Genomic DNA, 20,337 nt, shown 5'->3' with positions numbered 1-20,337 from the left:
TTTGCTTGCGCTATTCTTCTTCAGGAAGTTTAACGTTGAGCTCTAGCACTGAAATATCGTCGTCCTTTTGTTCAAAAGAGACGTTCACCATATCCGGTTCCACTTCCACATACTTACTGATCACCCGCAGAATATCTGCTTTAAGCTCTGGCAAGTAAGAGGGCGCCGGGTCGTCATGACTGCGGCGCTCAGCAACGATGATTTGTAAACGTTCTTTAGCAACGTTGGCCGTCGATTTCTTCTTAGGACGGAAAAATTCTAATAGAGACATAGAGCAATTAACCCCCGAATAGACGCTTAAAGATACCTTTCTTCGGTTCGGTTAGGAATCGAAACTCAATTTCTTCACCAAGTAGACGTTGCACAGTGTCGTGGTAAGCCATACCTGCATCAGATTGTTCGTCAAAGATCACCGGAATACCTTTGTTAGAGGCGTTTAGCACCGCTTGGCTTTCAGGGATAACACCCAGTAGGTTGATGTGTAGGATTTCTTCTACATCTTCAACACTTAGCATTTCACCTTGTGTTACGCGAGCAGGGTGATAACGAGTCAGCAATAGATGAGTTTTTACAGGTTCAAGATCTTGCTCAGCGCGGCGAGACTTAGAATCAAGAATCCCTAAAATGCGGTCTGAATCGCGAACAGAAGATACTTCAGGGTTAGTGGTGACAACGGCTTCATCAGCAAAGTAAAGTGCCATTAGCGCGCCTTGCTCGATGCCTGCTGGAGAATCACAGATAACGAAGTCAAATTCCATTTCATCTAGCTCGTTAAGCACTCGTTGCACGCCTTCTTTAGAAAGGGCATCTTTGTCACGAGTTTGCGACGCAGGAAGAATAAATAGATTTTCTGTACGTTTGTCTTTAATCAAGGCTTGATTAAGCGTTGCTTCACCATTGATAACGTTAACGAAATCATAAACAACTCGACGCTCACAACCCATAATAAGGTCTAAGTTTCTCAGGCCTATATCAAAATCAATAACGGCGGTCTTCTTACCTTGCAGGGCAAGACCCGATGCAATAGCAGCACTAGAGGTGGTTTTCCCTACGCCGCCTTTTCCTGAAGTGACAACAATGATACGTGCCATACTTTATCCTTTATCCTTTATTTAATGTTGAGAAAGTCACAGTGTAGAGTTTGATCCGTCAAACTTAAGATCACTTGCTCTCCCCAGTAGTGAGATTCGATTTGCTCGCTAAGCCAATAGTTTCCTGCGATAGAAACCAATTCTGCTTGCATGTTATGGCAAATTATTGATGCGTCCTGCCCACTTGCTCCTGCTAGAGCACGTCCGCGTAATGTGCCATAAATATGAATGTTGCCATCAGCGATAACCTCAGCGCCAGCACTGACGTGATTGAGGATAATAAGATCGCTGTCTTTTGCGTAAATTTGCTGTCCAGATCGCACTGGATTACGCACAACCTTACTTGGTGTTATTTCAACAGGTGCTTTATCGGGGCGATTGGTGCCTGTCATAACAGCAAGCCCTGCTTCTCTGGCGCATTTTTCTAAATGTTTATCTGAACATTCAGTCACGCCAACCGGCACCATACCGATATTAATAATACCTTGCTTTAGTTGTACCAGATCTAACTCAGAACTGGCTTGTGATAAATTAATAACAAGTGGAGCCGATTTAAAAAAAGCTGGAGCTTTGGCTACTTTCTCATCCAAGTAACAAATTGCTGAAGCAGTGCTGTGTTCATACATATGAAGCACAGTGAGTGGAAAACTGGTTCCCTTTAAGTCTGGAGTTTGAGACATCGAAGCTAGCCTTGGCATATAATCAAACAATTACTTGTCATGTTATCCATCGAAGCGACACTCGACAAGTAAACTTGTTGTCAAATATTAGTTTTAGACTCAAAATCGACTTAAGTCTTTAAAAACTCTGTTTTAACTACTTAAGATTAGATATGAACCCAATAGATCAAGGCAATGTATGATTTGTGCAATTTATAAAAGTAACAAAAAGCAAGGTATGTATCTTTACATTACCAAAAAAGACGACTTTTCCCCTGTCCCAGAACCGTTGATGGAAATGTTTGGCAAACCCACTATGGTGATGGTAGTCAATTTGGCTAAGCGTGATCTTGCCACTGTGGATGTGGAAAAAGTTAAAGCCTCTTTGATTGAAGATGGGTACTTCTTGCAGCTGCCACCTCCGGTAGAAAATGAGCTAGAAAATTACAAGTTACGTAAAAAACAGCAAGGTGATCGCGCTGAATAGAGTAACGAAAAAGAGAGCAAGCACTATGATAAGGATATTTAAGTGTAAAAAGAGCCTTGGCTTAATGTTATTGGCAAATAGCTTGTTAGTATCGGCCAATGATCAAGTTTCGGGGCGTGATGTCAGTTTTGATAGCTATGTAGAAAGTTTAAAAAAGGCCGCTATAGAGCAGGGCATTACCCATAAAACGGTGGAGAATGCTTTTCAAAATGTGCAGTTTAAACCTAGGGCGATTTCTGCTGACCGTTCTCAACCTGAAAACAAAATTACTTTAGATGAGTACCTGCCTCGCGCTGTACCACAATGGAAGGTAAAACAAGCTAATCAAAAATATCAACAACATAAAACGGAGTTACAGCGCATTGGCGCGCAATACGGTGTACAGCCTCGATTTATTGTGGCGCTGTGGGGCGTAGAAAGTAACTTTGGTGCGCTTACTGGCGGATACAACGTGATTGATGCGCTATCCACCATGGCTTATGAAGGGCGTCGCGAATCATTTTTCCGCAGTGAACTGATGTCTGCGTTAACCATTTTAGACGAAGGGCATATTAGCGCCGCCAATATGAAAGGTTCATGGGCGGGCGCGATGGGACAACCTCAGTTTATGCCCAGTTCATTTTTAAAATACGCAGCCGATGGTAATGGTGATGGCAGTAAAAACATCTGGGGTAACAAGCAAGATGTGTTTGCATCCGCCGCCAATTATTTACACACCTTTGGTTGGGATAATACCTACACTTGGGGCAGACAAGTCACTTTATCGGCGTCTTTAGATAAGTCGCTGTTTGGCTTAAAGTCGCAACAAGGCAAAACACTGCAAGAGTGGCAAGCGTTAGGGGTACGTAACCTGCAAGGGCATGCGTTACCTAAACTCACCACGCCAATTAAGGCATGGCTCATTGCGCCAGACTCACCTTCAGGGCGCGTGTACTTGGTGTACAACAATTATCAGGTATTAATGAAGTGGAATCGTTCGTATTATTTTGGCTTAGCAGTCAGCCATTTAGCCGATCAGATCAAATAGCTTAAATCGAAAAATTAAAAAGCAATGAGCGAGGAAAACTCCTCGCTCATTTTTATTGGTGTGCTTTAAATTAAGAGTGATTTACCAAGATTTTTCACAAGCAATCATAGTGTTCTCAATTAAGCTTGCTACTGTCATAGGGCCAACGCCACCAGGGACAGGAGTAATGTAGGCAGCGCGCTGACTTGCAACGTCATATTCCACATCACCAATCAATTTACCGCTGTCTAAACGGTTGATGCCTACATCGATAACCACTGCGCCTTCTTTAATCCAATTACCCGGAATAAAGTTAGGTTTGCCCACTGCAACTACCAAAATATCCGCCTGACGAACATGACCTTCTAAATCTTTAGTAAAGCGGTGACAGGTAGTGGTGGTACAGCCAGCAATTAATAGCTCCAACGTCATCGGACGACCCACAATATTGGATGCGCCCACCACAACCGCATGTTTACCGTGCGTTGGCAGGTTGTAGCGTTCTAAAAGAGTGATAATCCCTTTTGGCGTACAAGAGCGAAGCTTAGGCATGCGCTGCGCTAGACGACCCACATTATATGGATGGAAGCCATCCACGTCTTTTTCTGGAGTAATACGCTCAAGCACAGGCGTAGAATCAATGCCCGCAGGTAGCGGCAATTGAACCAAAATTCCATCTATTTCGTCATCAACATTTAGTTGATCAATCAGCGACAACAACTCTTCTTCAGTAGCGGTAGCAGGAAGATCAAAAGATTTAGACACAAAGCCCACTTCCTCACAAGCGCGACGCTTACTTCCTACATACACTTGCGATGCAGGATCTTGACCCACAAGCACCACAGCCAAGCCCGGAGCACGCAGTCCAGCGTCGGTACGAGACTTAACGCGAGCCTTTACTTCAGAACGAACAGTTTGAGAAATCAGTTTTCCATCAATATTTTGAGCAGTCATGACGATCCCTATATTAGGCAGTTCAATGTTTCGGCGCATTGTCGCAGAAAAGAAACACTTTTGCTACATAGCAAACGTTTGCGACGAGCAATTTATATGCACATTTACCATTACTGACCTTTTTTTCAGCATTCAGTCCATAATGTACAATAAAGCCGTTGACCAATGACGCTTAACTCGTATAATTCTTTCCTGTAGCGCGCCCTTAGCTCAGCTGGATAGAGCACGTCCCTTCTAAGGATGTGGTCGTAGGTTCGAATCCTACAGGGCGCGCCAACTCACATAGAAAGGCCTGATAATTCAATGGATTATCAGGCCTTTTGCTTTTCTGTGGTGCCTCTGTGGTGCCGTTGAAATTAACTTTCGTTAAATTTTGTAAACTCTCTTTGAATGCATACTCATTGCATTGAGTCCGTACATTTCTCTCAAATACGTGTCTTGCAACGGCATAACCCACCGCCGAGACATGTTAAATAGGCATAAATTAGCACTACCACTAAATGTACACACTAATGAACGTTAGCCTAGTCGATATAAAACTAAGCAGTATTTCATTGCAGATCAGACTACTTTTGGATCATACATTGCGGTTTATTTGTTTAGTGCTGTAGTTGGCGACCACTATTATTAAAAGCCATTGAATATTTGAGTGTGTTGCAATTAACTGTTGAGTTCAGGAACAAGTTTGATCTAGTGTCTTGTGCTTCTCATTTACACAGTTCAAATATCTTCAAACACTACATACCTCGCTCTGAACATTTAACGTTAAATCAAAATCTAAAATCCCCTCGATTGTTCTAATTTGTAGGCACTGCAATCCGAATCTAACTGCTCAGTATGTCTTAAGTTACCAACTCAACTTCGTAAATGACTGATAATTATGAACAACAGTGTTTTGGTGAATGTTATAGATATTTTTGTTTCATCTAAGGCAACTAAAAGGTGAACGAAAAGCTATCTAGGAAGTATATATTTAAAATCCACTTCATATGAATGGAGGGGATATAAAACACATGGATTATGTGTTTTTTAAACGTAATAAGATATTGAGCTAAAACTAGGTATTCTTCCTGTAAATATGAAAAATTAGTTTTCAGTTACAAAAGAGAAAAATGTGGTGACAACAAAGTAATTTATAGTCGAATGGAGGATAATTTAATAATACAAATAGTAAGAATTTTAATCTAGGATTTACAAATGAATAAAAGTAGAAAAGTCCAAATGTGCATGCTTTCGCTGCTTACTGTACTTTTAGTTGGTTGCTCAAGTTCTGATGCGGAAAAAACATTAGCAGATTCAAAAGCAGCTGCTTCAAAAGAGCAAGGTTGGTGTAAATATGATGATGGGGTAACGGAAGCACCAGAGTTTGTGTGTACAGATCAAATAGATGGGTACAGTTTAGCAGCTCGTGGGTCTTATAATAAATCTGCAGCCGGAATGAATTTTATGGTTTCTCAAGCATCTTTAGCTGCGAGAGTACAATTAGCTCAACAGATTAGGGCGCAAGTATCAGCACTAGTTAAGAGCTATATAGAGCAAACAGGAAGTGCAGATCAATTAGCAATAGACGCTGTCGCTTCGAGTGTTAGTCGTTCATTATCAGACGAAGAAATTATTGGTTCAAAGGTTATTCGAAAAATCGTTGCTCCTTCAGGAAAAGTATATGTGTGGGTTGGGATTGATGAGAAAAACTTACTAGCGAACCAACAGAAAGCAATTCGTACAAGTATGAATAATGAAGAAGCTCTTTGGCAAAAAGTTGAAGCAAAAAAAGCACATGATGAAATGTTGAAAGAAATTAGCGAACTAAAAAGTTCAAAGTAGTTGAAGAATTAGACCTTAAGCTTTCCTAAATATGAAAATAGTTAAAAAAATATCATTAATATCATTAATAGTAATGATATTAATGATTATAGGTTGTTCTGCTATAAACTCTTATTTTGATAATCGTCAGTTAAGTAGTCTTGTTGATGCGACAAATCTTGAGGATGTAATTGATGGATTAGAGTGGGCCAATGAACGCCTGAATATTAATGAAGAAAATAACCCTTCATTAATAGCATCAATAATTCCAGTATTAGTTAATAAATGTAACTCGTTTGATATCAAGCACAAAAATAGCGATTTGTATGAAAAAATTACGGATAAATTAATATTAGTTACACGAAAAGGTATCACATCATCTGATGATGAAGAGTGGATTGAACAAGGTTTTAAACCTAAGCTTGGATCAGAATATTTTAGAGTGATAAGTGCACAATCACTTGATTTGTTAAATGATGAGGATTTATTAGCGATTAATTTAAACTTAATTAAAGAAATACATTCACCTGCTGTACAAAAAATGCTTTTACAAAATATCAATAAGAATATAGATTTTTTTAAAAGTACTGAAAACCTTAAAATACAAACTATCCTATCTTTAGCTAAGGTCAACACTGGAAATGATATAAATTTAATTAACGAAAAAAATCAAGTGGAGAATAGTATTGTCGATCTTAGTTTAATTACTTCGTTATTTAAAAACAAAGATTCATATGAAATAAGCACATCGGATTATGAATATATATTTGATTTGAATGAACGTATACTTAATCAAATGTTCTTAAATAAAAAAGAAGATAGTGCACTAGAAATTCAGTCTAATTTAGCAGAACTGATGGATTTGTCGCTACCTGAAAAACTAAACAAAACTGGATATAAACTTACATATAAAATTTATGAAAGAAAAGCGCAGTCAATATTATTAAAATATGCACCAGGGTTATTTTATTATCAAATGCATAATAATATAATTCAAGATGATTATGCTCTAGCACAAACGATATCTCATTTAAAGGAAATAAAAGTACTTGATAGAAAGTTAAATGGTAAATCCTTATTTTTTATAGATGATAAAAATAATATCATTATTGATCATAAGGCAGTTTTTGGAAATAATACAATATCTAAGGCAATAGCTTCCGATAAAAAGTATCTATTTAGTAACTTGCGAATTCGAGTAGAAAAAAGAAATGAAAAATATATAGACTTTATATATGAAAATATAAGCATGAATTATCCTTCTGAATTTGCTCGCTATTTAACGCATAGAGAGAAAAAAGAACCACAAAAAATAATAAAACTAAAAGATTACTATTCGATATTCTTATCTAAGAATCATAAAGTGAATTCTATTGTTCAGAAAAAATTAAAGAGAATACCTATTGGACATCAGTTTGTTAATACATTATTACTTAATAAATCAGAATATAGCGACTATGTTGAAAGAAACTATCCAATTATAGTGGACTATTACCCAAAAGAGTTTGCATCTTGGTTAAATAAAAAAGCTAATAATATACCAAAACAAAAAGGGTATGAATTTTCTGTTGACTACTATCTATTGTCAATTTCTAACACTCCGAAAAGTAAATTATTCAAATATGTAAATTATATAAACTATGGTATTTCTATGCATGACAGTAAAGAGGTCAAGAAATTATTTGGTGTTCTTAACATGATCAAACCGAAGTATGTCATAGGAACAATAAATAAAGTAGCGTTTCGGAATACACTAGAGGTAACATATCTAGAACCGTTGTATATATCAAATTATATAGATAGATACAATAAAAGGATATCAAAGAAAGATAGGGTAATATTGAAGAAAATACTTAAAAGAATCATAAAAAAATCAAACTCAGAAGACACGCGTCTCGTTGCATTACAACAATTATATCTGAAGTTTCCTTCTGAAAGAAAAGGTGCACAGCTTTGAAGTTAAAGATACTGTTGATATTTATAGCCCAAATTCCTGTTTATGCTTTATCTGCAACATACAGTAGCAGTAATACAGTTAGTATTGTAAATAGTGGTGTACCTATAGCATTTAAAATTAAAGAACAAAAAAATAATACAGTTAATGATTTAGCTTTAGTCGTACCTACAGAAAGACCTATTTCTTTAGACATGAACACAAAACAGTTGATTCCGGTAAAGCATACTTCGAAAAAGTTTGTTTGGACTGAGGTATATCCGAAGCAACCAAGTGCTTCTAGTTTAAAACAAATAAAATTATATCCTATAAAAAATATCGCAATACCAGTTTATTATAAGGGTAGTAAAAGGGTGATGCATAGAATTATTGTGTCAGACAAAAACACAATATATTTTACTTCGGTTTACGGTAGTGGGAACAAAAACAGTATCTTTTTTCCTAAGAAAGGATTTTCATTTCTATTAAAAAACCAAAAAGGAACAGTTAATTCGGATGGATACATGCTATATGAAAAGGGTAATGAAGAAGTAGCGTTAAATAATGGATATCTGATCGAAGGCAAAATTGACAAAATTATAGGTAAAGCAGTAATTGCACCAGACTTTAGGTGGAATGGGGTATATTCTTTGAATTTTTCTGGTTCAAATGGTGCGAATGGGAGTAATGGTAGAAGTGGTGCTAGTTATACCCCTTTTATACAAGGACCCTATGTCAATGGGCGTAATGGTGGTGATGGCTGGAATGGACAGGCTGGAAATGCTGGAGAAGACGGAGCTATTGTTAGTGTAGTATTTGAAGCAGCAAAATCTAGATTTTATGAACGCCCTTTAAAAAGAATGAAAGTAGTTAGTTCAAATGGGACTGGCGTGTACGGTCATATCTTCCTGGAGTCTCAGTCAACTACCATAATTTCTTCTGGTGGAAATGGAGGAATAGGGGGAGACGGTGGTAATGGTGGTAATGGAGAAAGAGGTCATCAAGGAGCTACGGGATATTCGGGTAGAGATGCTTCTAAATATTCCGAAGCGACAAATGGCGGCCCCGGTGGTAGTGGTGGTGACGGCGGTGATGGCGGTGATGGCGGCAATGGCGGTAAAGGCGGTAATGGCGGTAATGGAGGACAGATCTTTGTAAGAATTCTCCAGGGTGATGCTAATTTCAATTATTTGGTTAAGAATTCTTTTGAAGCAAATGTATCACCAGGGAGTGGCGGAGTTTATGGAGATAGCGGACGAGGTGGTATTGGAGGCGGACCTGGACCTGGTGGATTAGGTGGGCGTGGTGGTAACAGTTACCAAGGTAGTGATTGTTATTATGATAGTTATACCCAATCTAATGTATGTACGCCAATATATAGATCTGGTGGATATAATGGACCTTCTGGCTTCTCTGGTACTTCTGGTAATAATGGCACTAGTGGCGTCTCAGGCTCATATGGTTATCTTGGAAGTAGAGGTTCAATAAAGGTTAGTTACCACTGATGGCTAGATTAGAAGTGAAAAATTTATGTTTTAAAAGATACGGAAGAGAGATTATTAATAACTTTTCTTTTATATTTGAATCAGGAAAAATATACGTCATAAATGGATCTTCTGGTGTAGGAAAAACCACGTTACTAAATTTACTTGCTATGAGGTGCAGACCAACATCCGGAGATATTTTTTTAAATAGCGATAATTTCAGTACATTATCTAGGCAGGAAGTGAAGGAGTATCGATGCCGTAAAGTAGCGTACATCGCACAAGATTTTGATCTTATACCTGAAATAACGATTGAAGAAAATTGTGCATTATCATTATTAATTCAAGGTGTTAAACGTAAAGAAGCTATAAAGCATAGTGAAAAAGTCCTAAGGAAATGGTTAAACGAAGAGGTAATTGGTGGGGGAAATATTAACAAAATTTCAGGTGGTCAAAAACAAAGATTAAGTATAGCAAGAGCATTTTCATTTTCTTCAGAGTTTATAATTGGAGATGAACCCTCATCGAACATAGATAATAAGAACTGTATAAAATTGGTAAAAGAATTGATTGATAAAAGAAATAATGGAACTTGCGTAATATTATCATCTCACGATCAAAGGTTACTTAATATCGCAGATGAATTAATTTCTTTATGAAGATTGTTTTGTATAAATTAATAAAGACTGAGCTATGCACTTTAATTATTGTTGTATTGTGTTTTACGATTATTTATGTATGTTTACTTTTAAAAGTAAATAATAAGTTAGATAAAGTTGAAAATAATGTTATGTATGGGCAGCGATATGAGTTCTTAGACTTTAAATCGGTTTATGACAGAGATAAATTTCAAAACGAAAATAAATTAGATAATGAATATTTTAATTATAGTTTATCTAAACTTAAAACTTCAATTATAGTCGAACGTTCGAATATAGAACATAAAACTACAGGGTATAGAGGTCAAATAAAGTTATTTAATCTACCACTAAATATAACGTCATTAAATTTCATAAACAATTATAGAATAGGTTATTATCATTCAGATAAAACAGGTATATTGTATAATGATTTAAATCTAATGATGCTTTTCAATAATAATGATAGTATTTGTATTATAAATAACACATTAGATAAATTGATAGATCCGACATTGAATGTATCTTCTAAAATTCTATTTAATAAAATCGAGTGTCGAGTTATTGCTTTTGTTTTTGATAATAAGAATGAGCCAATTATTTATACATCAAAAAATGTTGATTCTAAAATCTTATCTTACGGGATCAGTTATAGGCAAAATGACGATCGTGATAAATTCAAAAAACCAAAAATTAGTCCCATCTACAAAGAAGAATTAGTTACTATTGAGTCTATAAAACGATACATAACGATTTACTTTATGGTAAGCGTATTTGGTTTTTTAATGCTATTGATACTATATACTCTTGAGTCAAAAAATAAAGAGATTAATATTTTAATTAAGTTAGGTTATTAGACAAGTGAGTATTTTTTGCTATAAGAAGAATATAATTGTTTTATTTTTTATTATTTTATTTGGATGTTCATCAAAATCAGTAACTTCAACGTATAAGCAGTATCTAAAAGACCAAATAAATGTTGATAGCAGCAACTATTCTCAGTGGTATTCGGCACGAATAAATACAACGACTATTTATTTTGACTCTGGAATAGATGAAAACACGAAACTCTTAAAATATGCTATAAACATATTGAAAAATGATAATGATTTAATATTTAAGCTAACTGGAGATGGTTATTATACTGGGGATAAATATGTTTTTATTGATATATCAAAAGATTCAAATACTCAGTCTATGATAAAAGCAATCAGAGCGAACAAATCAAAACCAATGGATTATGTTAGTTCGATAATAACATCGTATAAAAAAAATGATAATCCAGATAGAATTGTATATTTACATTTAAAAACAATTAATAGTGATAAAATTATTTTAGAAGGATTTAAATCTATTAAAGATGGTGATAAATCTAGATTAACTTCTTGGTATGAGAATATAATTGATTTAAGTTCAATGAAAGAAAAAGAAAAAGAAAAAGAAAAAGAAAAAGAAAAAGAAATTAAATTCAGATTCGTAAAACAAATTATTTATACAATTAAATCTGATGTGAAGAAATATTTGTCATTTAAATTTAATGATGCGTATTATTATAACGACAAAATGATTGTCAAATATCCAAAATATACTTATGGTTATTATACATTTGATTATTTGAACGAAATAAAAGCAGATAGAGATAGAAAAATAGCAACACTGAATGATAAAACTTTCATTAAAGGAAAAGGGAAAATTCTAGATTTTGAAATAGTTGGGGATGAGTTATATTATTTAAGTGAAGATGGTTTTAATCAATTTTTAGTAAAAGTTAGTATTAGGGACATAGATAGCAGAGAAATAGTCTTAAAATCGAATAAATGGAAAGAATCATTTCAGAAGTTAAAAGTACTAGATCATTTGCTATATATAAAAACCAATAAAGGGAAATACGTTTTAAAAGATTATAGTTTAAAATTAATTGGTGATGAATCTATTAAATTTATTGATGAATGTGACGTATCTGACATATCTTGTGCAAATAATAATAAATTTAAAGCTGATTACTCAAGTGATGGGTGGATAACAATTGTTGATAAAAAAAGCAAAGATAGAAAATCAATCAATACTAGGCAAGATCAATATTATTTAGATAAATACATACAAAAAGTAAGAATAATTGATAATGATTTTATAGCGTATACGTCTAATGCTATGTTAGTTATTTCCAGTACCAATTCTGTGAAAAATATAAACAAGAAGTATAGAAAAATTATTGAAAGTTATAAATCAAAACGAGATTGGTACCTTTATGATGATATAAGGGTCAGAGTTAATTACGAACCTTATACGAATAAAGATATTATATTATATTATAAGCTGATAACTAGAATAAATGAACAGGTAAAGTTCGATGAATTTTTAAAATTTAATAATTTGGACTTAATTCGACCTAAAGTACTAATATCAGTTGGTGAGTTTTCTAATACTATGTTTAATATAAAATATAGTATTAGAAAAAATACTCTAGGCTATAAAGAGATCACTTTAAATAAAAATATGCCTTATTATGGTATGGAAAGGTTAGAATTGGGTGGTATCGGTTATAAGACAGTTGAGAAGAACTTGTCAATATTGGGGGATAATAAACTGAAGGATAAATATAATTCTCAATTTTATAACGGAAATGAGAGAGTTATCGAGTATGATGGTGAAGATCTAATTATTAGAAAACTCGATTTATCCATAATTAAAAAAATCCCATATAAATCAAATATTATTGATCTTGTAAACATATCGAATGATATTTATATTCTGAATGGTAAATGTATAATTCAAGTAGATATAATTACTAATAAAAAAGCCAAATTGAAATGTATGAGCAAGTCATACGTTTCTTTGGGTACTAATGGACAGATTTTTGTTTTAGGAAGTAAGTATGGTGACATTACTAAATGGGTAAAGCATTCAAACCAAACGCAATCATTAATTGGGCACAAAGATAAAATAAATAAAATACAAGTTATTTCTAATAAAATCGTAACATTTTCTCAAGATAGATTCATTAAAGTATGGGATGCAAATTCTGGTAATATTTTACATAATAATAAAGTAGACAGCATTAATTCATATGGATTCGATAAGTATAATAATTCGTTATATTTTGTGGATAATGGGATAATGTATACAATGTCACTTAACAATTTGATAAAAAAGGAAGTCAATATCACTATAAAGAGTAATATGATAGCTGATTTTGTAGGTGAAGATATTTTTAGTTATGACCAACATGGATTTTCTATAATAAATATCGCAACTAATGATATAATTCTAGAAGGTAAATTACCGAAAAAAGCTATAGTCAAAAAAGTATTTTGGCTTAGTGATGATTTGATCGTAATTGATGCATTTAACTCAGTTTTTCTTTACGACTTTACAAAAGATAGATTTTTAAATGATTAAGATGTTATTTTTATTATTACTAGTCCCTATGCCTGTATTAGCTAATTACCCTTCGGTATGGGATTCTTATGAATTTGGTTTTATTGGCATAACTGATAAGAATGTTGTAAGTGAAACTGACTATAAATCAAACTCATGTAATAACGCTTTGTCTGAGGTTTCCAAATATTTTTCTCAAAAATTAAATATCGTTCAATCATCATCTACTAAGAATATAAATGGAATGATCTATAGATCAGATCAGGAAGAAATAAAATCAACAAGTTCTATTACGATTGAAAACTTAAAAGTATTTGCTACTAGTGAAGATGAACAAAAATATTATTGCTTATATGTTTTAAAACGAGAACAAGTTAATAATATGATGAGTATAATACGAAAGAGAAATAAGTTTTTAAAAAAGCTAAATAAATTAATTAACCATAAGTTTTATACTAGAGCTGAAAATTTACTTTTGAATTCTGAACTGCTAGACAAAGATATAGTAAAGAGCTATTTATTTGAAATAAATAGTTTGAAATATAGGTGTTTGTATAGTGAGATATCTTTAGAAAATAAAAAGTTAAAACTTTACTTTAATCAAAATGTATATTTATCATATTTTAAAAATAATAGCAATTTTATCAAACGTATAAATAAGAATGTTCTTAATATTGAAGGTGGTAAATTTAAATATATTAATTTGAATGAGAATAACTCTATTTACGTAATATATAGTAGGCAAAATGATAAGATATTACATAGTAAATTTATAGCAAAATCAATATTGAGTGATGAACAAAATGTTAAAGTTAAAATTATTGACTATTAGCTTTATATTATTTTCAACTATGACATGGGCTAGCGCTATGAAATGGCATGAAATAAACGGAGAGATCGGAAATGTGAAGTATTTCAATGCTTTTAATATGTTACCAGATTCATTTATATTCAAGCCAGCTAGAAATAAGTTTAGGTTCAAGTTTACAGATATAGTTTCTTGCAATGACTTTTTAGAATCGAAGGTAGGTAGAGTTTCCATGTTTGATAACTATAGGGCGATATGTAAAATAGATAAAGATAGTCCAATGGTTAACATTAGCCTATTAGACGCAAAGAACTATTGTTCTTTATTAAATGCGAGAATCCCTAATGAACAAGAATGGTTTGAAATTCTTTATACGTATATAACTAATAAGTATAATTTTAACGAGTGGTATATCACACTACATGGAAATAAAGATGTTAACGAAATTTTGTTAGACTCTAATATGATGTTAGGGAATGGTTTTGAAATGACAAGTACGGTATCTAATAAACCTATATCTAATATAATGAAAGGTGGTGACGTAATTAATGATTTATCACATTTAGATCCTTTTTTAAAGGCAACTTTTAATATAACATCAAATAGTTATTCTAATTTGATGTTCCGATGTGTTAGGTAAATAGATGTATAAAATATTAATTGTACTTGTCGTTCTCAGTCATTTCGTTTATGCACAAGAGATCAGTTCTTCATTAATAGATGAAACTAATTTAAGTAACGCTACTGTCCTTTATGGTTATCATGACCTACAACTTGATGATAATGGTTTACTCAAAAGAGACTCCATTAGAATTAATTCTGATATTAAAAATAGGATTATAGTCGAATTGAAAAAATTGGTTAAAACCAAATATTCAATTTCATCAGGTGGTTTAGATAAACACAACGAAAAATCTAATGGTAAACTTATTAATAGTGATAAGTTTCTTAAAATAAAACTTGACTCAAATATATATTCGTCCTTCTATGAACTGGGTAATATAAATGATAATAAATATTATATTGTAAAGGTAGGAGACGAATTAAATATATTTAAAAGTGTATTTAAAGGTCATAATATATTTGATTTCTATGGTAATGAGTATAATTCAAAGTCATATGTTTTATATTCAATGTTGAAGTTTAACTTAAAAGATAAAAATTTAATGTATAGACCGGATTTGTCTGTAAAAATAAACACATTTAAAGGTCTTGTTTTAAGTTATAATTCATCATTGAATTCAGACGAAATAGAGTATATACATAATAAGTATACTACTAGATATAAGGATTTAAAATCTAATTTAAAACTTGAAGTCACTAGTGTTGAATTTAAAAACTATATTCGATTTATATATGTGGATGATATCGGTGAGCATATAAATTTGAAGTTCACGCGTACAGGAAAGAGACATAATCTAATTATGGTAGATATGTCATATGATCAACGAATATTAGATCCAAGTGTCACTTCAAAGAATATTTCTAGTTTAGGTATTTTAGCTGTACCTAAAACAATTAATGAAATTTTTCAATTGAGACAATTATCGAAAGATCGTGATAATATAGAAATAAATTGGGATTTCGACTTTAAAAATAATGTGGTTAAAATTAATGACGAGTATAGTATCGTTACTGACGAGAAGTACTATGGTATTGAAGGTCTGTGGTACTATTGTTATTGGATGAATAATAAAAGCGTCATTCAGCGTAAAATGTATTTCGTTAACAATGGAACGCCAATTGCAATCACTGTTAATAATGTAAATCAGGGTATTGATTTTACATTATCTGGGAAAAAGTTATTTAGTTTTCACTTTGTTAATAACTTTATCGACACGTTTATGTACTATCCATTGGATAAACAATTTTCATTGATAGAAAAGCAGAATGACGAAACGGATAGAAATAATGAAATATTAGATAAGTACAAGAAAAAACATGGAATACTGATAATATGAAAACGATATTATATTTGTTATTTACTACTTTATTTGTTGGATGTGCAGATAACTCATCCTATATGACTCAATCAGATTTCGATATGAGATTCGATGATGATTTTCAAACCTCGAACGTAGTCAAATCAAGTGATGATATATACGATGCTTATTTTTTTGATACAAAGAATAGTAAGTTTTATTTTGAAAGTTCAAAGAGTAAATCCAGTTTTGATTTATTATTATCAGATACTATTCAAATTGCTTTGAATAAGGCCAATGAAATAGATGGAAGATTGAACGTAACCCTTTATTATACAGGATCTATTTCACTAAAAAGCCAGATTTTTAATGATGCCAAAGCATATTTTGCTAATTCATCAGACTTTAATTTACAGGATAGTTCTCTTGAAACAAAGAAAATCATAAATAGAATCAATGCAAGAGAATTAGATCCATTTTACGTTAAATCTAAAAATTCCTTTTCTGAACCTGTATCAACTTCAGATTTGATTGTTTTTCTGTCTGGTACCGAAGAGAGGAATAGGGACAAGATTAGAGTAAGCATACTTAATAATAAAGGTGTAGTGTTGGCAACAAAGACGCATTTTGAACACAATACAGATAAAGGTAATTTATTTATCGATGTGTCTGTTAAATACACTGATAGACCTGGATTTAAAAAATTCAAATTGAAATTATTTCCCGTTAGTCAAAGATCCTTTTCAGGTATAGGTAGCAATAACTTATCAGTAACTAACGTAAGTTTCGAGCAAGCAAATGAATATTGTTTAAGAAATAATATGCAATTATCATCTCCTTATATTTTTGAAAATGCAAGAAAGCAAAAGTTGATAAAAAAACCGAATCGCGGTGTTACGTTAGAAATGATTTCTCCTTTAGATTCAGACGATGTTGATGAGCCTTTTCTTAGAGAAGGTGACTATCTTGAATTAGTTGATGATTATCAATCTAATTACATGTTGGTATTTGATTGGACTACTGAAACATATAGAATAGTATTTAATAGTTTTAAATCATCACGGCTTACATTTAGGTGCTATAAAGATTAATATGAAATACTTTTTGCTTTTGACTCTATTATTTAATGTCAATGCGTACGCATCTAATAATATTACAATATCTAAATTTTTGTCATCAATCCAAGGTTCATTTAATATGATTGTGCTAAAAGAAGGCGTCAATAGCGCAAGGTCTTTGAAGCGCACTCGTTTTGCTATCCATAAAGGATATAGTTCTCAAATATTGAATATGCAATTACTTTTGAAGAAAGAACAAGTGAATGCAAATATTCGTAGTTTCAGCGCTGATAGTTATCCTAGATTTGCAGACCAAGAGCGTAGGGGTGAGAATATATTTCAGTTAGCTAGTATGACTATAGCTAGTATAGCTTCACAACAAATTGAGCGGTCTAAGCTAAACCTTCAAGGAACTAGTAGTACCGATCCCGTTGGGACTGATATCGATTTTGATGACTCAATGCTAGAAATATCTGATGTGAAAGATAAATTGCAGCCGTCTATGAATATTGAACAAATAGCAACTTCTGCTTTTATTGATGTGTGTAGTATTTATCAAAATAATCCATTTTTTACGGGTAAAAAAGCTAGATGGTATGGAAAAAGCAAAGAATTTTCCGTTACTCTTGGATCTGGTTTAACAACTTTAGACAAATGCTTTGTGCCAGTTGACTATAATAATAACGTTCAACCAGTTCCATTGCATAGCGTATTTAGTACAATTTTTACTCCAAAACGTCATGGTGTTTTGTATGTTATGGAGATGAATGTGCTGCTATTTTTTAATGAAGCTGAAATAGGTAAAGTTCGTGTTGCCCAGCGCGAAGTCTCTGAGTTCCGTTGGGATCGTAACCCATACTATATTTCAGGAGCTACAGGGACTATTCTAAAAAGCATATTTAGTCATTCATTAGGCAAGAAAATTGAATCATTTTGATTAAGCTACTTTTTAAAATAATTTTGAAACAAAAGAGGAAAAGTTATATGTTCTTTTTTGTTTCTTTATTTATTACTTCTGTCATTTCTTTAGTAAGTATTTCAATTATAACTAAAATAAACGATTATCAAATTAGTACTTTAGAAAAGTATAGTATGTTCGGCTATGTTTCAATATTAACAAGTCCGTCGTTTGATATTATAGAAAATATACACTCTAAACTTAATGTTGGGCTATATGCCTCTAGACAAAAAGAAAAGCTAGCCATTATTGTTGAAGGTGCAAATGGTTTTTCTATATCACCTATAATTTATTATTGTAATTCCGATTCCCAGAAAATAATGATGAATGCAAACTTGTTCGCATTACTTAAAAATTACAAATATGTCTCTTTTAAGGCTAAGGGTTCAAATGATAAAGTTAATATTAATATGAATAACGTTATCATTTACCCTAACCATAGATATGGTGATTCATTAAATATGATGATTTGTAATAATTCAATTAGGTTAGTAGGTTCTCCTGTTTTATTATTTAAGAAAGAGAAGGGTAACTATGATCTTGTAAATAATATTAATGAATTCAATAGATTACATGGTTACACCCCTACAAGATTTTATAATTTATTTGAGTTGGATTCTTTAAAAAACAAAATGTATGAATTAGTTAAAGAGATTAGGTTTATTATTCTACTCTTTGTTATTGTCATTGTTGTTGCTTTGTCATCAGGCATGGTTTATTTTATTAATATATCATCAAGAGACACAATTAGAATATTATTTTCATATGGACTTAGTAAATCGTATTTCTTTGGATGGTTATTTCTTTGTTCTTGCTGTGTTTTCGGTTTAATTCCCATTTTTAATTTTTTGATTATGTCATTTACTCTTCAATGAATTACTTTTATGTAGTAGCGACTGTTGTCAACTAAATCAATTGAACCTTTCCTCAGTCCTGAGATATTATTTAATTTAGTAGAGATATGGTGATGTTTGGATTGAAGGCGCTGCTATTGAAACATGGTAACGCAAAACTACAATCGTAACGTGTTAGGACTATACTTCTTATTTAGTAATTGATTCAATAGGTCTGAAGTCTTTTGTGGAGCCTCACGGCCGTTATTACCATAGATAGTAATGTTTCTATATAAAGGGTTAACTAGCGATACATTGAGCTTGAGACGTTAAATGCTCGAGTTGGTGAGGTGCTAGTAAAAACATCAAAGCAATGAAATAAGTTCTAGGGATAGGTATCCTATTTGAAACTAACATAAGTTCCATAGGATAGTGGACCCTTTATCTGATTTGAACAACAACATAGTATTAATGTATATGTTGTTGTTCAAATCATAAGTAAGAATAAGCAATTCTCACCTGTGAATATGTAGTAGGTAGATGTTTAAAATAATATCAATTATAAGACTAAGTCATCCTATTAAGCTTTTAGCTCGCCACAACATCCCATTGCTTCAACGAATCCTCTGTTTTATCACACTCAGTCAGTTTCAATGTACGCTTAACCCAAGGCCCTGCTTTAATGGTTTTGGTGTCGATAGATAGACAGCGGTTTTGATCCACATCCAACCTGATGGTTTTGTCTTCTTTATTGTAATCAAACTTTTGGTGTGGATGGTCGCTACATTCTAGTAGGGCGAATTCTGATTTCCCGGTTGCCAAGAGCACTTGCATACATTGGTTTTCGTAGGCGTAAGAACGGATTTGTTTGGTTTGGGTGTCGTATTCAAATCGAGCGTCATTACTTGAGTTGTTTCTTGGCGCGTCTTTATCTTTTGATGGTGGCTTACAGGTGTGGGTGTGCATCAGTTCTGAATAGCCGCGGCCGAATGTATCTAGGCAAAAACCATATCCGTTGGGTTCGTCTAAGTTTTGGCTTAGTGCAATGTAGGGGGCTTGTGTTGGAATGTTGAGCGCTTTTGCTGATGCATGTCCAGTAAATAAGATAAATAGAGATAAGACTGAAATTTTGCAAACGGAAGTGTTCATAGAGTTCCCTTTAAACAATAAATATGGTGATAAAAGTGGCTTATTCCATAGCGTGCGGATTGCGGTTAAATGAGAGTGTTAAGCAATTCGATCTGCAGCTAGATTTTGCAACGATAGCAGAATTTATATTGTGGGCTACTGATTAATAATCTGGTTTTATGTTGTGTGAGTGTTAC

19 protein-coding genes and 1 tRNA gene are annotated in these 20,337 nt (G+C 32.9%); 15 read left to right on the top strand and 5 right to left on the bottom strand.

Annotated elements, in window-relative coordinates; genetic code table 11:
- Positions 1-10: 10 nt before the first annotated feature.
- The 3 genes from minE to minC are packed head-to-tail and all read right to left on the bottom strand — an operon-like array spanning position 11 to position 1,771.
- Positions 11-271, bottom strand: a complete 261-nt coding sequence (gene minE / locus OCU38_RS08620; RefSeq protein WP_021715003.1) for a cell division topological specificity factor MinE — start codon at positions 269-271, stop codon at positions 11-13.
- Between the two features lie 7 nt (positions 272-278).
- Positions 279-1,091: a septum site-determining protein MinD gene (gene minD, locus OCU38_RS08615; RefSeq protein ID WP_261822763.1), complete on the bottom strand. Its 813-nt coding sequence runs from the start codon at positions 1,089-1,091 to the stop codon at positions 279-281.
- Between the two features lie 17 nt (positions 1,092-1,108).
- Positions 1,109-1,771: a septum site-determining protein MinC gene (minC, locus tag OCU38_RS08610; RefSeq protein WP_023402644.1), complete on the bottom strand. Its 663-nt coding sequence runs from the start codon at positions 1,769-1,771 to the stop codon at positions 1,109-1,111.
- 178 nt (positions 1,772-1,949) lie between these two features.
- Between minC and OCU38_RS08605 the strand changes: the two genes are divergently transcribed.
- Together OCU38_RS08605 and OCU38_RS08600 are read left to right on the top strand one after the other, a co-directional pair.
- Positions 1,950-2,237: a YcgL domain-containing protein gene (locus tag OCU38_RS08605; protein WP_261822762.1), complete on the top strand. Its 288-nt coding sequence runs from the start codon at positions 1,950-1,952 to the stop codon at positions 2,235-2,237.
- Positions 2,238-2,262: 25 nt separating this feature from the next.
- Positions 2,263-3,264 carry a lytic murein transglycosylase gene (locus OCU38_RS08600; RefSeq protein WP_261822761.1) on the top strand — a complete coding sequence of 334 codons (1,002 nt, stop codon included), beginning with the start codon at positions 2,263-2,265 and terminating at the stop codon, positions 3,262-3,264.
- Between the two features lie 81 nt (positions 3,265-3,345).
- On the opposite strand, the gene folD is transcribed toward OCU38_RS08600, so the two are convergent.
- Positions 3,346-4,197, bottom strand: a complete 852-nt coding sequence (gene folD, locus OCU38_RS08595; RefSeq protein WP_261822760.1) for a bifunctional methylenetetrahydrofolate dehydrogenase/methenyltetrahydrofolate cyclohydrolase FolD — start codon at positions 4,195-4,197, stop codon at positions 3,346-3,348.
- Between the two features lie 199 nt (positions 4,198-4,396).
- Between folD and OCU38_RS08590 the strand changes: the two genes are divergently transcribed.
- The 13 genes from OCU38_RS08590 to OCU38_RS08530 all read left to right on the top strand — a co-directional run bounded on the left by OCU38_RS08590 (position 4,397) and on the right by OCU38_RS08530 (position 19,054).
- Positions 4,397-4,473, top strand: a tRNA-Arg gene (locus OCU38_RS08590).
- Between the two features lie 921 nt (positions 4,474-5,394).
- Positions 5,395-6,021, top strand: coding sequence for an LPP20 family lipoprotein (locus tag OCU38_RS08585; RefSeq protein WP_261822759.1), 627 nt, complete (start codon positions 5,395-5,397; stop codon positions 6,019-6,021).
- A gap of 31 nt (positions 6,022-6,052) precedes the next feature.
- Entirely contained in the window at positions 6,053-7,957 is a 1,905-nt protein-coding gene (locus OCU38_RS08580) for a hypothetical protein (RefSeq protein ID WP_261822758.1), read from the top strand.
- Complete coding sequence (locus OCU38_RS08575) at positions 7,954-9,438, top strand: hypothetical protein (protein ID WP_261822757.1); 1,485 nt, start codon at positions 7,954-7,956, stop codon at positions 9,436-9,438. The genes OCU38_RS08580 and OCU38_RS08575 overlap by 4 nt, the downstream gene beginning before the upstream one ends.
- Positions 9,438-10,076, top strand: a complete 639-nt coding sequence (locus tag OCU38_RS08570) for an ATP-binding cassette domain-containing protein (protein ID WP_261822756.1) — start codon at positions 9,438-9,440, stop codon at positions 10,074-10,076. Before OCU38_RS08575 ends, OCU38_RS08570 begins: the two co-directional genes overlap by 1 nt.
- The gene (locus OCU38_RS08565) at positions 10,073-10,912 is read left to right on the top strand and encodes a hypothetical protein (protein WP_261822755.1); all 840 of its coding nucleotides are present in this window, start codon (positions 10,073-10,075) and stop codon (positions 10,910-10,912) included. Before OCU38_RS08570 ends, OCU38_RS08565 begins: the two co-directional genes overlap by 4 nt.
- Positions 10,913-10,916: 4 nt before the next feature.
- On the top strand, positions 10,917-13,454 hold the full coding sequence (locus OCU38_RS08560; RefSeq protein ID WP_261822754.1) for a WD40 repeat domain-containing protein: 2,538 nt from the start codon (positions 10,917-10,919) through the stop codon (positions 13,452-13,454).
- A complete protein-coding gene (locus tag OCU38_RS08555; protein ID WP_261822753.1) occupies positions 13,447-14,265 on the top strand; it encodes a hypothetical protein in 819 nt (272 codons plus the stop codon). Before OCU38_RS08560 ends, OCU38_RS08555 begins: the two co-directional genes overlap by 8 nt.
- Positions 14,266-14,302: 37 nt before the next feature.
- On the top strand, positions 14,303-14,881 hold the full coding sequence (locus tag OCU38_RS08550) for an SUMF1/EgtB/PvdO family nonheme iron enzyme (protein ID WP_261822752.1): 579 nt from the start codon (positions 14,303-14,305) through the stop codon (positions 14,879-14,881).
- A 4-nt stretch (positions 14,882-14,885) separates the two neighbouring features.
- Complete coding sequence (locus OCU38_RS08545) at positions 14,886-16,202, top strand: hypothetical protein (protein WP_261822751.1); 1,317 nt, start codon at positions 14,886-14,888, stop codon at positions 16,200-16,202.
- Positions 16,199-17,254, top strand: a complete 1,056-nt coding sequence (locus OCU38_RS08540) for a hypothetical protein (protein WP_261822750.1) — start codon at positions 16,199-16,201, stop codon at positions 17,252-17,254. Before OCU38_RS08545 ends, OCU38_RS08540 begins: the two co-directional genes overlap by 4 nt.
- Position 17,255: 1 nt before the next feature.
- Entirely contained in the window at positions 17,256-18,158 is a 903-nt protein-coding gene (locus OCU38_RS08535) for a hypothetical protein (protein ID WP_261822749.1), read from the top strand.
- A gap of 47 nt (positions 18,159-18,205) precedes the next feature.
- Positions 18,206-19,054 carry a hypothetical protein gene (locus OCU38_RS08530; RefSeq protein WP_261822748.1) on the top strand — a complete coding sequence of 283 codons (849 nt, stop codon included), beginning with the start codon at positions 18,206-18,208 and terminating at the stop codon, positions 19,052-19,054.
- A 546-nt stretch (positions 19,055-19,600) separates the two neighbouring features.
- Here OCU38_RS08530 and OCU38_RS08525 read toward each other — a convergent pair.
- Positions 19,601-20,161, bottom strand: coding sequence for a ricin-type beta-trefoil lectin domain protein (locus tag OCU38_RS08525; protein ID WP_261822747.1), 561 nt, complete (start codon positions 20,159-20,161; stop codon positions 19,601-19,603).
- Between the last annotated feature and the right edge of the window lie 176 nt (positions 20,162-20,337).

Source organism: Vibrio neonatus, assembly GCF_024346975.1.
GTDB classification, from domain to species: domain Bacteria; phylum Pseudomonadota; class Gammaproteobacteria; order Enterobacterales; family Vibrionaceae; genus Vibrio; species Vibrio neonatus.
This window is presented reverse-complemented; position numbering and strand designations above follow the sequence as displayed.